The sequence below is a fragment of the Streptomyces iconiensis genome (assembly GCF_028657195.3).
GTDB lineage: Bacteria > Actinomycetota > Actinomycetes > Streptomycetales > Streptomycetaceae > Streptomyces > Streptomyces iconiensis.
On the sequence record NZ_JANCPR020000012.1, the window covers coordinates 156,242 to 169,150 of the forward strand.

The window sequence follows — 12,909 nt, forward strand, 5'->3', positions numbered from 1 at the left end:
CTCGTCACCGCGCTGCTCCGACGTACGTCCGGCGCAGCGTACCGGCCGAAGGTGTCATGCATATGCCGAAGTGACGGGCCCCACAGACCACACGGGCCCTGCGAGCTTCGCCTGCCCGAAGGACAGGGCCGCGCGACTATACGTCCTGCACTCCGGACAGCGCGGTCAACGGGTCGTCCGCCGCGGGCCCTTCGGGCCACCATTCCGCGCCGTCGCCGTCCGAACGGTACGGATACCAGCGGCCGTCCCGCCCGTAGCGGAGCTGGAGGTAACGGGTGGGGTGAGTGAGGTGGTTGCGACGGATGTTCATGAACAGCCCCGCAGCCGCGAGGATGCTGCGGGCCCGGTCGAAGTCGCCCGCCGGCGGGTCCCACGGCTCGTCGAGAACCGAGAGCCCCGTCATTCCGCCCTGGCGCCAGGCAGCCGCGGCGCGGGTCAGCTCGGGCGCGGTGTGCCCCGCCGTTCTGGCCAGCCCTGAGAAGAGCGGGGACAGGGCCCGGCGGCCCGTGAGGTGCGGGTGCGTGGCCGCGAGGCGGATCGTGTCGTGCCACACGGACAGGCCCGGCAGCGGGTCACCGTCCGCGATGAACGCCTCATACGCGCGCTGCGCCGCGTCCATCGCCAGGAACGCGAGCGCGTCGGGACCGGGGCTGCCAGGTATGTCGGGGTACGGCCCTGGCTCGCCCGGAGCCTCCGGCTCGGGCAGCGGTGCGGGGAGCGGCGGACGTACGTCCGCCGCGAGGAACTCACGTGCGGGAACCGTCGGCATGCCGGCAGGCCACGGGTGCGCACCCGCCGCCCCTCCTCCCCCGCCGGGGTCGGTGGGATCGGTGGGGTCGATGGTGTCGATGGGGCCATCGGGGTCGGCGGGGCCGTCAGGGCTGCCGGGATAGCTGGGGCCATGGGTACGGGGGTCACTGGGCTCACCGTCATGGCTGGGGCCGTCGGAACCGGGACCGAGAGCGGAGCCCTGGCCCCGCCCTTGGCCCGAGGGCTGGCCCGTACGCTCTCCCCGGCCAGGGTGTTCTCCCGGGCGGGTACGTTCTGGGCCGCCCGGGGAAACGTCCGCCTCAAGGAGGGCGCTGCGCCGCACCAGCTCCTCCAGGAGTTCGTTCTCCTCCCGGCCCCGGATCAGCAGCAGCACGAACGGATCGTCGTCCAGCAGGCGTCCGGCCGCGTAACAGAGCGCGGCGGCATGCTTGCAGGGGCGCTCCCTGTCCGGGCAGGAGCAGACCGGTACGAACTCGCCCCGGACGGGGAGCAGCCGCACACCCGCGGCCTCCGCCTCGGCGGCGACCGCTGCGGGCAGCTCGCCGTCCAGCAGCGCGGCCACATGCGCGGGCCGTGCGGCGACGGTGTCCAGGAAGGCGTCCCACGCGTCCTCCGACAGCACGGGCAGCCGCAGTTCCGCGCGGTAGGGCCGCGGTCTGCTGCCGTGGACGAAGCCGGTGACGCGCCCCGGCCTGACCCTGATCGCGTCGACTCCCCCGTCCCGCGCGTACGTCCGTCCGCGCGCCAGCCGCGCCGTGTCCCGGGTGGACTCCTCCAGCGCACGCACCCACGCCGCAGCCCACCCCGTAAGCGCCGCGCCCTGCGGCCCGCTCACCTCGCCCGTCCCGCCGTCCTCCGGCCCGTTCACCTCGCCCGTCCCGCCGTCCTCCGGCCCGTTCATGTCTCTCTCCGCAGGGAGACGAGGTCGGCCAGCTCGGCGTTCGTGAGCTCGGTCAGCGCCGCCTCGCCTCCGCTCAGTACGGCGTCGGCCAACTGGCGCTTCGCCACGAGCAGTTGGGCGATACGGTCCTCCACGGTGCCCTCGGTGAGCAGTCGGTGCACCTGTACGGGCTGGGTCTGGCCGATGCGGTAGGCGCGGTCGGTGGCCTGCTCCTCGACGGCCGGGTTCCACCAGCGGTCGTAGTGGACGACGTGTCCCGCGCGGGTGAGATTCAGCCCGGTGCCCGCCGCCTTGAGGGAGAGCAGGAAGACCGGGACCTCTCCCGACTGGAAGCGGTCCACCATCTCCTCGCGCTGCGCGAGAGGCGTACCGCCGTGCAGAAGCTGCGTGGGGATGCCGCGTGCCGCCAGGTGGTGTTCGAGGAGCCGCGCCATCGCGACGTACTGCGTGAAGACCAGCACCGAGCCGTCCTCGGCGAGGATCGTCTCCAGTAGTTCGTCGAGGAGTTCGAGCTTGCCGGAGCGGCCCCCGCGCCGGGACACCTCGTGCGCGTCCTCGCGCAGATACTGGGCCGGGTGGTTGCAGATCTGCTTCAGCGCGGTCAGCAGCTTCATCACGAGGCCGCGCCGCTCGATGCCCTCAGCCGCCTCGATCCTGGCGAGCGTCTCGCGCACCACCGCCTGATAGAGCGCCGCCTGTTCCCTGCGCAGCGGAGCCGGATGGTCGGTCTCCGTCTTCGGCGGCAGCTCCGGGACGATACCGGGGTCGGACTTCTTACGGCGCAGCAGGAACGGCCGTACGAGCCGCGCCAGCCTCCCGGTCGCCTCGGGGTCCTCGCCGCCCTCGACGGCCCGTGCGTGCCGCGCCCTGAACGTCTTGAGGGGGCCGAGCAGTCCGGGCGTCGTCCAGTCGAGGAGCGCCCACAGTTCGGAGAGGTTGTTCTCCACGGGTGTGCCGGTGAGCGCGACACGTGCCGACGAGCCGATGGTGCGCAGCGCTCTTGCCGTCGCGGAGTGCGGGTTCTTCACGTGCTGGGCCTCGTCGGCGACGGCCAACCCCCACTCGTGCGAGGCGAGTTGGCCCGCGCTGGTGCGCATGGTGCCGTAGGTGGTGAGCACGAACCCGGCGTCATGCGCGTCCGGCTCCACGCCCTCCAGGCTGCGCCCGCTGCCGTGGAAACGGCGCACGGGGACGCCCGGCGCGAACCGGGTGATCTCCCGCTGCCAGTTGCCCAGCAGCGAGGCCGGGCAGACCACCAGCGTCGGCGCCGTCCGTACGCCCTCGCTCCGTGCACGTTCCGCACGGCGCAGATGGAGCGCGATGAGCGTGACCGTCTTGCCCAGCCCCATGTCGTCGGCGAGGCAGCCGCCGAGACCGAGCGAGGCCATTTTGTCGAGCCAGGCCAGTCCCCGTGACTGATAGCCGCGCAGCTCGGCACGGAGCCCCTCAGGGGGGAGCTCCGCCCCCGCGCTCCCCTCCGCGCCCTCCGCCTCGACGTGCAGCCGCTCCCTGAGCGCCGCGAGCGCGCCCACGGGGACGGCCTCGACCTGCTCGCCGTCCACCTCGGCCTCGCCGGTCAGCGCCACGGCGAGCGCGTCGCCCGGTGAGAGCAGGCCAAGGTGCCGCTTGCGCGCCTTGCGCACCAGCTCGGGGTCGACCAGCACCCACTCGTCGCGCAGCCGCACCAGGGGCCGGTGTGCCTCGGCCAGCTCGTCCATCTCGCCCTCGGTGAGCGGGTCGCCGTCGAGCGCCACCTGCCAGCGGAACTCCAGCAGCGACTCCTCCTTGAAGAAGCCGAAGCCGTCGGCCGACGAGCCTGGCGCGTGCGACCGCGACCCCACGACGGCCGTCGCCGTCAGCTCCCGCGCCAGCGTGCGCGGCCAGTGCACGGCGACATCGGCATCGGCCAGCTTCCGCGCCGCCCTGCCGAGCAGGTCGTTCAGCTCGTCCTCCGTCAGCGGCAGCACATCCGGAACGGGCCGCTCCAGCAGCCGCCCCAGGGGTGCCCACACCCGCGCGGCGCGGCGGATCGCCAGCACCGTGTCGACCTTGGCGCGCGGCCCCAGGTGCTCCGCCTCGCCCCGCCACAGCTGCCCGACGTCGGCAACCATGGTCGCGTCCGACAGGCTGGTCGCCTGGACAACGGCAGCCGCGACAGACCTCTCCTCGTCGCCCTCGCCCTCCGGGCGCTCCTCCGCCGTCCCGCCGTCGAACAGCTCGCGCGCCGAGAGGTCCAGCCGCAGCGAGATCCGCACCCCGGAGTCCAGCCCCGCCGCCACCTCGGTCGCCCACTCCCGTACGCGCGGGAAACGCCCGGCAAGCGGCTGCCGCTCCCGCGCCGCGAAGGGCGCACCCGCGGCCAGCGGCGCAGCGGGCGTGCGGGGCAACGTGTCGGCCACCGCATCCAGGAACGCCCGCACCAGCGCCTCGGGCTCCGGCACCCGGAGCGCACCGCCCCGTCCGGTCTCCGTCCCGCCCGGCACCACCGCATGCGCCTCACCCGGCATCGCGGCGGCGACGGAACGCACATGCTCAGCGTCCTCGCTGTCCAGCGGCCCCGCCCGCCATACGTCCACGTCCCCGGCGCCCAATCCGGGCACCAGCCGTCCACGCGCGACCAGCCGCAGCCCGTGCAACGCCGCGGCACCCCAGCAGGCCGCTGCCGGATGCGCGCCCCGGTCCGCCCGTGCCCGCACGAGCACGGGCAACGCCTCCCCCACGGACAACGCGCGCGCGGCCACCACCTGCCGCCGCACCCCGCGCCCGTGCGGACGGACAACGGTCAGCTCCCGCTCCCTGCCCACACCCTCCGGCAGCGCGCCTCCCCCGGGCCGCCAGAACACCACCTCGCCCTCCCGCGGCACCTCCCCCGGCACGAACACGGCAGCACACGCCCCCAGGCCCCCACTCCCCGGCCCCATCCGCGCCACCACTTCCCTCACTCACCGACAGACCACCCACACCCCCAACCCACTCGCGAGTCTAGAAGCGACCACTGACAACCCCGGAAATCCTCGGCCCCGGCGCTCACCCACGGGCCCGCCACCGCGCCACCGCACCACCACGCCATGGCTCCTGCTCCTGCCAGAGACGACGGCCCACCTTGGGCGGACCACACACGCCGGTCAGCGCCGTCGCGCGGCGCTGAAGGCCGCCGTACTGGGGAGAGAGGGGACGGAGGGGACGAGGTGGAGAAGGACGGGACGGAGAAGGACAGGACGGAGGAGCAGGTCCAGGCCGGCTGAACCGTCTCAGCCCGGGCGAGGCGCTCGGCGTCAACGCCCCAGGGCGGGACCGTACGGGCCGACGCGTGGGGGCGCGTCTCTCACGCCTCTATACGCCTCACGGGCGATCACTGCCTCTGTGCGCCTCACGGGCAATCACGCGGACCCTCTCGGCGAGCCCTCTCGCGTGACCTACCGGAGGTGAATGCCGCCGTGGATGTCGCGGGCCTGGATGACCGGGCCGGAGATCCGGGCGCCCTCGGCGACGGTGTTGTGGACCACGGACCTGTCCACGCGCAGGTCGGCGCTGTGGGTCTCGGCCCAGTCGCACAGTTGGGTGGCGAACTCCTCGTCACTGCGGGCCCGTTCGTCGAGGCGGCCCACCAGTACGCGTACGCCCTCCTCGTCGCCCGGGTCGACGGTGACGGGCGGGCCGTCCTCGGTGCCGCGGCCCGTGAGGCGGCGGGTGAGCGCGATGAGGGACTGCCAGGCGGACTCGCCCGCTGCCGTGGCGGCGCCGCCGGCGGCGGCCGAGGCGGCGGCGGTCGTGAGGGCGAGCGCGGCGTCAACATCCATGCCGCATACGGTAGATGGGCCCGCTGACACCCGCCAGGGTGCCGCCGGGGTACCGTCACGCGCCATGAAGCCGAACCTCCGGCACGGCAGGCGCGGCAAGGCGGGTCGCCCCCTTCTGTTCCTCGACGTGGACGGGCCCCTCAACCCCTTCGCCGCGCGCCTCGATCCGCGCCTGAATCCCCGCATGCGCGGTTACCGCACCCACCACCTGACTCCTCCTGCCTACGCGGCCCGGCTGGCAGCCGGGGGCAGGACGGCGAAGCCGGTACGTGTACGGCTCAACCCGGCGCACGGCGCCGAACTTCTGCGCCTGGGCTTCGACTTGGTATGGGCTACGGCGTGGGGCGCCGACGCGAACACCTGCATAGGGCCGCTGATCGGGCTGCCCCGGCTGCCCGTGATCGAGTGGCCCGACATGGGCCGACCCGAACTGGAGCCCGAACTGGACGGGTTGCTGTGGAAGACGCGCCGCCTTGTGGCGTGGTCGGAGGGACGCCCGTTCGCCTGGGTGGACGACGCGATCACCCGTACAGAACGCCGATTCGTCTCCGCCCGCCACCCGGGCCCCGCCCTGCTGCACCAGGTCGATCCCCGACTCGGGCTGCGCACCGGCGACTTCACCGCCCTCGCCCGCTGGGCGGCCGGCCACTAGATCCACTAGCCGGCTCGTTGGAGCCGAGGCGCCTGAGCGCTTCACCTTGCAGGCGCGTCTGCCCTGCGGATCGCGGCTTCCCCTGCTCTCGCCGGCCCCGTAAATGACATGCAAGTAGCACCCCGCAGGGGCCGCCTCGGCACGCAGCCGTGCGTCCGCGGCGAGGTCCTCACGGCCAAGGTGCGCGATCAGCTGGGCCACGAGCCCGTCAACCGCGGCGGGGGTGGGCTCCGTCCAGTCCAGTGCGCACCTGTCGGGGCGGAAGTAGAGCCCGCGCAGTAGCGCCTCACGGGTCGCGCTCGATGGCCTTCCGCTGATGGTCCCTCTCCAGTCGGTGCTCGGCTACGCCCCGCTCCAGGCCGGCTTCGCCTGTCTGCCGTACGGCGCCGGGCTCCTCGTGCTCGGCGCGGTACTCGTCAGTGCGCTCGCAGAGCGAAGGCCCGGGGCGGGGAAGCGCTCCGGACCTTCGTTCACGGGCTGAGAGCCGCTCGGCGGCTCTCTTGGGCTGGGTGGCGCGGTCGCCGGTGCCCAGCGTCCACATGTCGGCTGCTGACGCTCATGGGTTGAGTAGCAGTTGTCGACGCGCATCGGCTGAGGGTCAGTTGTCGACGCGCATCGACTGAGCGTCAGTTGCTGACGCTCACCGGCTGAGCGTCAGTTACCGAGGTCTTCCGTGCCGGGCTCCGGCTCGTAGCTCTCGAAGCCGGCCGCCTCGACGAAGTCGGGGCGCGGATCGAGCGCAGCCGCCAGCTTGAAGTGGCGGCGTGCCTCCTCGGCGCGGGAGCCCCGCTGGAGGGTGCGCGCCAAGGCGAAGTGCGCGAACGCGTTGTCCGGCTCGCGCTCCAGGACCCACTGGAACTCCTGCTCGGCCGAGGACAGCCGGGCCTCCAGGAAGTACGCACGCGCCCGCAGCAGCCGGGCCGCCGTGTGCTCGGGGTGGTCTTCGATGACGCCGTCCAGGAGGTTGACCGCACCGCGCGGGTCACGCGCGTCCAGCAGCTGCTCCGCGGCGCGGAACTGGATGATGTTCGTCTCGGGGCTGGTCACGGGACTTGCCCTCTCCTTCGGGTGCTGGCGCACAGCACAACCAAAAGCGGGCCCTCCGCATTCCCGTATGCCGGCCCGAATTCCCGCGTTCCCGGTCCGTATTTCCGTGCGCCGGGTGTCCGCCTTCCGTACTCCCGGCCCGCATCCCCATGCGCCGGACCCGCATGCCGGGCCCGCATTCCCGCATACCGATGCCCGCGTTCCGGAGTTCCCGCGTTCCCGTATTCAGCCGCCGATCGGACGGGCGGCACTCACGGCCGCAACCGCTCCCACACCTTGCGGACCTGGGGCTCCAGTTCCTCCAGCGGCCCGTCGTTGTCGATCACGGCATCGGCCACCGCGAGGCGTTCCTCGCGGGTCGCCTGCGCCGCCATACGGGCGCGGGCCTCGCCCTCGTCCATGCCGCGCAGCCGTACGAGCCGGTCGAGCTGGGTTTCGGGAGAGGCGTCCACGATGACGACCATGTCGTACAGCGGCGCGAGCCCGTTCTCGACCAACAGGGGCACGTCGTGTACCACGACCGCGTCCTCTCCGGCGGCGCGTTCCAGCTCGGCCGAGCGACGGCCGACGAGGGGGTGGATGATCGCGTTCAGCGCGGCCAGCCGCTCCGTGTCGGAGAAGACGAGCGAGCCGAGGCGCTGCCGGTCGAGCGTGCCGTCGGCGGTGAGGATCTCCTCGCCGAACTCGGCGACGACCGCTTCGAGGCCCGGAGTACCGGGTTCCACGACCTCTCTGGAGATACGGTCCGCGTCGATGATCACCGCGCCGTACTCCGCGAACAGCCGCGAGACCTCACTCTTGCCCGCGCCGATCCCGCCCGTCAGACCCACCTTGACCATGCGGTCACGCTATACCGTGCGCGGCGCCAGCTCGGCCGTGAGGTCACCTGCGGTCATCCGCTCCATCCCGGAGGCGTCGGCCCGGCCGGGGAACAGCCGGTAGAGGGTGCCACGCGTGCCCTCCGGCACGTCCGGCAGATCGCCGTGAACGAGCGCGCAGAAGGCCCGTTCCGCCCCCTGCTCCTCCCCCTCCCCTTCCCTGGGCGCGAATGCGCGTACGTTCCCGGCAGTGGCAGCGGCAGCGGCAGCGGCGACCGCGACGGCGTCCGGCTCCAGGTCGCGGGTCAGCCGCTCGGCGAACGCCGGGACGCTCTCCTCCGTGCGCCTGCGGTAGGTACGCAGGTCACGCTCGTCCCGTACGTGTACCGGCCCCTCGGTACGCGCCGCCGCGCGCAGGCAGGCCAGCTCCCACAGGGAGACGCGGCTGCCGTCGCCGAAGGCGCCGTCCAGGTCGCGGCCGAGGCGCGCGAGCCGGGAACGGTAGCGCCACACGTTGTGTCCGCCGCCACCCCCGTTCCCCCCGTCGGCCCCGGTGCTGTGTCCGCTGTTGATCCCACTGTCGTCCCCGCTGTTGCCCCCGCGATCGAAGGAAGCGAGGGTGACATCGGTCCACCGGGCCAGCCCCGTACCGAGGTCGACGCTCATCGGGAAGTGGACCTTCGCGTCGCCCGTGAGGTCGAAGCGCTGCCGTACGGTACGCGGGTCGTAGCCCGGGGAAGGGCGGCTGCCCGCGCGGGCACGGGCCCGCGTGCGGCGGGGCACGGCGGGGACCGTACCGGTGCGGCCCGCGCTCTGCCGGCCCGCGCCCTCACGCCCGTCGCGCGTCTTCGGCCCTTCACCGCCCGGCTCCTCCTCCAGGCGCATGAACCCGGCGAAGGCGTCCGTGAGTTGATCGAACGGTACGTCGTTGTACGAGAACACCACGGCCACCAGATGCCGCGCCCCTGTCTCCCTCAGCCGCGGGATGTCCAGGTCGACGTACTCCGTGGCGCCGTGCGGCGCGGGCGCCGAGGTGAGGTCACCGGAGTGGACGGCCGCGCCCCGGCCCCAGTTCAGGCGCGTGTAGTCACACAGCCCGACGAACCGCCACTCCTCGTCGTACAGCGCGACGGACAGGTCGAGATCGACCCGGACGGCGCGCGGCTGCGTCCAGTGCAGGAACAGCCGCACCCGGCCCCCGCCACCGCTCCCGCTCCCGGGCAGCGGCAGACCGCTGCCGCGCGGGATCGCGACGAGGGAGGACGAGACGGAACGCTGCGCCGAGGGCACGGGCAGCAGCGCCAGCCCCGCGTCCAGCACGGCCAGGTCGTACGGGCGCACCCGGCCGGCGCCCTGGCCCCCGCCTGCGCCCTCACCCAAGCGCGCACCCACCCCCGAGCCCTCCCCCAAGCCCTCGCCCGTTTTCGGGCCCGAGCCCTCCCCCCGCTCGTCCCGCGCGAACCGGTCGAGCAGCTCGCCCTCCAGCAGCGCGCACACATCGGCCACCATCTGCGCGGGCAGCGACGGCCGTACGTCCGGCACCGCCCAGGTACGGGCCACGCTCGCACGCGGGAAGAACACGCGACGGGCCTCCTGCCCACGCGCCTCCCCCACGCGGGACACGGCCTCAGCCCCGCCCCCGGTCCAAGGCCCGGTCCAGGTCCCGCCGTCGGTCGCGTTCCCGACCCCGACGGCCTCGGTCCAGGCCCCGGTCCAGGTCCCGTTCCCGGCCCGAACGCCCCGTCCCGTACCGGGAATCCGGGCGTCGCACGCGCGCACCCGTACCGCGCCGAGCGCGCCCAGCAGCGGACCCGGCGCGACGCGGGGCAGCGCGTGGGTGAGCGCGTCCACGATCGCGTCGGGAAGCTGGTCGGCGCCGGCCTCGGCTGCCCGAGTGAGCAGGTGCCCGAGACGGCGCAGCAGCTCGCCGGGGCGCCGGCCAAGCAGGGTCGCGGCGCGCGTGATGTCGCGGGAGGCGAGCGCTTCCTCGGTGTGTCCCGCCCAGGTGGTCAGGCGCAGCCGGTCCCCCGCGAGGCGTACGTGGTCGAGGTGGTGCTCGGCCTCAGCCAGCAGCTGGGGGCCCAGCGCTCCGGAAGCGGGACCGGTACGTGTGCCGCGCAGGCACGCGAAGGCCAGCGCGACGCGGGGATGGCGCGCGGCGTACTCGAAGGGGTGCAGCACCTCGCCCGCGCGCCGCCACAGCCCCGGGTACCGCGCCAGGTCCTCGGCGAGCACGGGAAAGGCCAGCCCGTCCAGCGCTTCCAGCAGCAGGCGGCGCAGCGGGCGCCCGAGCCCCCGCATCCTCCTGGGCGCCGTGAGCAGGTCGGGGTCGCCGCCCGAACGCACGCACAGCAGGCGCAACACGTCCGTAGCGGTGTCGAGCCGCGCACGCAGTACGGCCGCCAGCCCCGCATACAACGCGGGATCCCGCAGGTCACCGGCCCATGCGACGAGCACGTCCAGCGCCAGCGCCTTGCTCTCGCGCAGCGGGATGTGCGTGGGCAGCCAGGCCGGAACGGCGTAGCCGCCGGAGACCGCAGAAGCCGGGGACGGGGACGGTAGCGCGGACGAGGGCGCGGGCACCGACGAAGGCGCGGGCACGGACGGGGGCGGCTCGGTGGGCACCTCGGTCAGAAGCAGCCACAGGTCGTCGTGGTCCTGCGGGTCGAGCGGTGTCGTACGGGCCAGCAGCCGGGCCAACTCCTCGCGGACGGCATCCTCCCGGGACGGAGCGAGGGAGAGGACACGCAGGACATCGCCACGGTGCGGCGCGCCCTTGCCGGGCCGCACGGGACTGCCGGTACCGCCCTCGCCCACGCCACCCCGTGCCCCGCCGCCCGTGCCGCCCGGTATCCCGTCGGCCCCGTCGGCGCCACCCCGTACCCCGTCGGCCTCGCCCGCGTCGGGCACGTACCACGGCGAGGTCGCCCCGCCGGTGGTAAAGCGCCGCTCGCAGACGGGGCAGCCGTACCACTCGCAGCAGTCGGCGCAGCACGCCCAGCCGACCGCCTCGCTCCAACAGCGCTCGCAGATGAGATGGCCGCACTCCCCCATGGCGTGAACGGCGGAGCGGGGCAGTCCGCAGACCATGCACGGCAGGGTCGCGCTGAGCGCGAGGAACGCACGGATGCGCGTGGTGTAGAGGCTGTGCGCAGGGCCGGTGGGCACGGAGGCGGGAAAGTCCTGAAACAGCGGCATATGGCTGCGATCGGCACCCAGTAGCGCGTCGATGTCGGCGAGCAGCCGCTTGCCCCGCTCGGCCAGCTCCGGGGGCGTGAGAGCACCGAGCGCCTGGCGCAGCGGAGCCGTCAACACATGGGCTCGGTCGGCGAGTTCGGCCTCCAGCACGGTGAGCCCCTCGGCCACGAGCGCCTCGCGCCGCTCCGACCCCCCAACGGCGCCGGTCCGAGCGCCGCCCCCAGCACCACCAGCACCAGCCCCGACACCGGCACCTGCCCCACCGGCACCGGAATCACCGGCCCCTCCCCCACCAGCGTCAGCGGCGCAGTCGACGACGCAGACCTGTCGGCGGCGCAACAGAAGCGCGTCCAGCTCCTCGGCTGCCATGTGCGCGTCCCCCCTGGCACACGCGTACGTGCGCCGTCCCCTCAGCTGGTACGTGCGGGGGCGGAGAGCAGGCGCACTACGACTCTTTTTGCAGAAGAAAGCAAGGAGAAGGAAGCACGCCAAGGAGCCGCCCCCGCACGGCTTCACTATGCCTGCGGTGACGGCTCCTCGCATACGGTTTTCGCGGGCCCTCACACGGCGCCAGGGACCCTACGCACCGCCCGGGACCAGCGCTGAAGCTCCCGGAGACGGGGGCTGTGGGCGAGAACGGGGCCGCTGCGCACCCCACCACGGACCGAGGCGCACCCCGGTCCGCTCCTGCCGCCCTCACATGTCCCGTCCGCCCTCGCCGCCCTCGCCCTCACGCTCGGCGAGGAAGCGCTCGAAGACGGCGCCCAACTCGTCGGCCGAGGGCAGTTCCGCCGGCTCGGCGACCAGGTTGCCGCGCGTCTCGGCACCGGCGACCGCGTCGTACTGCTGCTCCAACCCGCGCACGACGGAGACCAGTTCCTCGTCCCCTTCCGCGAGCTGCCGCTCGATCTCGTTCTGCGTGCGCAGCGCCTCGTTCCGCAGCGCGTGTGCCACGTCGGGCAGGACGAGGCCCGTGGCCGAGGTGATCGCCTCGGCGACGACGAGGGCAGCGTCCGGATACGTGGAACGCGCGATGTAGTGCGGGACGTGTGCGACGACGCCGAGTACGTCGTGTCCACTCTCGGACAGCCGCAGCTCGGTCAGCCCTGCCGCGCTGCCGGGAACCTGGGCCTCGTCGAAGATCCCGCGCTGACCCGGCACCAGTTCGGTGCGGTTGCCGTGCGGGGTGAGGCCGACGGGGCGGGTGTGGGGCACGCCCATGGGGATCCCGTGGAAGGTGACGGACAGCCGCACCCGCAGCCGGTCCACGATCTCCTGGACGGCGGCGGAGAAACGCTCCCACTCACTGTCCGGCTCGGGCCCCGCGAACAGCAGGAACGGCGCACCCGTCGCGTCCCGCATCAGCCGCAGCTCCAGCTTCGGCGTCTCGTAGGACACCCACTGGTCGCGCCGGAACGTCATCATCGGGCGCCGCGCGCGGTAGTCGATCAGCCGGTCGACGTCGAAGCGGGCGACGGTGACGTAGGGCTGGCTGTCCAGCAGTCGTTCCACGATCTGCTCGCCGGTCTCACCGGCGTCCATGAAGCCCTCGAAGTGGTAGAGCATCACCAGACCGGCGCTGTCCGGCTCGCCGACGATGGCGTCGACGGCGTCCAGCCCGCTCTGGTCCCACGCGTACAAACCCTGCGGATCCACTGATTCACGCTCCTCTGGCATACATAGCGTCAACGTCCGCTGGCGGAACGGCATTCCCGGCCCCGC

General features: G+C 73.4%; 9 protein-coding genes. 1 reads left to right on the forward strand and 8 read right to left on the reverse strand.

What is annotated here, in order from left to right; translation table 11 throughout:
• Positions 1 to 136 precede the first annotated feature (136 nt).
• From NMN56_RS14600 to NMN56_RS14610, 3 genes are all read right to left on the reverse strand, one after another.
• Entirely contained in the window at positions 137 to 1,672 is a 1,536-nt protein-coding gene (locus NMN56_RS14600) for an SWIM zinc finger family protein (protein WP_274044727.1), read from the reverse strand.
• Positions 1,669 to 4,593, reverse strand: coding sequence for a DEAD/DEAH box helicase (locus NMN56_RS14605; RefSeq protein ID WP_274044728.1), 2,925 nt, complete (start codon positions 4,591 to 4,593; stop codon positions 1,669 to 1,671). The genes NMN56_RS14600 and NMN56_RS14605 overlap by 4 nt, the downstream gene beginning before the upstream one ends.
• Before the next feature lie 495 nt (positions 4,594 to 5,088).
• Entirely contained in the window at positions 5,089 to 5,472 is a 384-nt protein-coding gene (locus NMN56_RS14610; protein ID WP_274044729.1) for a hypothetical protein, read from the reverse strand.
• 64 nt (positions 5,473 to 5,536) lie between these two features.
• Between NMN56_RS14610 and NMN56_RS14615 the strand changes: the two genes are divergently transcribed.
• A complete protein-coding gene (locus tag NMN56_RS14615) occupies positions 5,537 to 6,124 on the forward strand; it encodes an HAD domain-containing protein (protein ID WP_274044730.1) in 588 nt (195 codons plus the stop codon).
• Between the two features lie 286 nt (positions 6,125 to 6,410).
• On the opposite strand, the gene NMN56_RS14625 is transcribed toward NMN56_RS14615, so the two are convergent.
• The 5 genes from NMN56_RS14625 to NMN56_RS14645 all read right to left on the reverse strand — a co-directional run bounded on the left by NMN56_RS14625 (position 6,411) and on the right by NMN56_RS14645 (position 12,843).
• Positions 6,411 to 6,665 (reverse strand): hypothetical protein, encoded by a 255-nt coding sequence (locus tag NMN56_RS14625; protein ID WP_274044731.1) that lies wholly within the window; start codon positions 6,663 to 6,665, stop codon positions 6,411 to 6,413.
• Between the two features lie 113 nt (positions 6,666 to 6,778).
• Positions 6,779 to 7,171, reverse strand: coding sequence for a tetratricopeptide repeat protein (locus tag NMN56_RS14630; RefSeq protein WP_274044732.1), 393 nt, complete (start codon positions 7,169 to 7,171; stop codon positions 6,779 to 6,781).
• 251 nt (positions 7,172 to 7,422) lie between these two features.
• Positions 7,423 to 8,010, reverse strand: coding sequence for a dephospho-CoA kinase (gene coaE, locus NMN56_RS14635; protein ID WP_274044733.1), 588 nt, complete (start codon positions 8,008 to 8,010; stop codon positions 7,423 to 7,425).
• Between the two features lie 9 nt (positions 8,011 to 8,019).
• Positions 8,020 to 11,556 (reverse strand): hypothetical protein, encoded by a 3,537-nt coding sequence (locus NMN56_RS14640; protein ID WP_274044734.1) that lies wholly within the window; start codon positions 11,554 to 11,556, stop codon positions 8,020 to 8,022.
• A gap of 327 nt (positions 11,557 to 11,883) precedes the next feature.
• On the reverse strand, positions 11,884 to 12,843 hold the full coding sequence (locus NMN56_RS14645) for a proteasome assembly chaperone family protein (RefSeq protein WP_430542574.1): 960 nt from the start codon (positions 12,841 to 12,843) through the stop codon (positions 11,884 to 11,886).
• Positions 12,844 to 12,909: the final 66 nt, after the last annotated feature.

Coding starts and splice junctions, on each gene's coding strand:
- NMN56_RS14600 (WP_274044727.1), bottom strand. CDS start 1,672: ATGAACGGGCCGGAGGACGGCGGGACGGGCGAGGTGAACGGGCCGGAG.
- NMN56_RS14605 (WP_274044728.1), bottom strand. CDS start 4,593: ATGGGGCCGGGGAGTGGGGGCCTGGGGGCGTGTGCTGCCGTGTTCGTG.
- NMN56_RS14610 (WP_274044729.1), bottom strand. CDS start 5,472: ATGGATGTTGACGCCGCGCTCGCCCTCACGACCGCCGCCGCCTCGGCC.
- NMN56_RS14615 (WP_274044730.1), top strand. CDS start 5,537: ATGAAGCCGAACCTCCGGCACGGCAGGCGCGGCAAGGCGGGTCGCCCC.
- NMN56_RS14625 (WP_274044731.1), bottom strand. CDS start 6,665: ATGTGGACGCTGGGCACCGGCGACCGCGCCACCCAGCCCAAGAGAGCC.
- coaE (WP_274044733.1), bottom strand. CDS start 8,010: ATGGTCAAGGTGGGTCTGACGGGCGGGATCGGCGCGGGCAAGAGTGAG.
- NMN56_RS14640 (WP_274044734.1), bottom strand. CDS start 11,556: ATGGCAGCCGAGGAGCTGGACGCGCTTCTGTTGCGCCGCCGACAGGTC.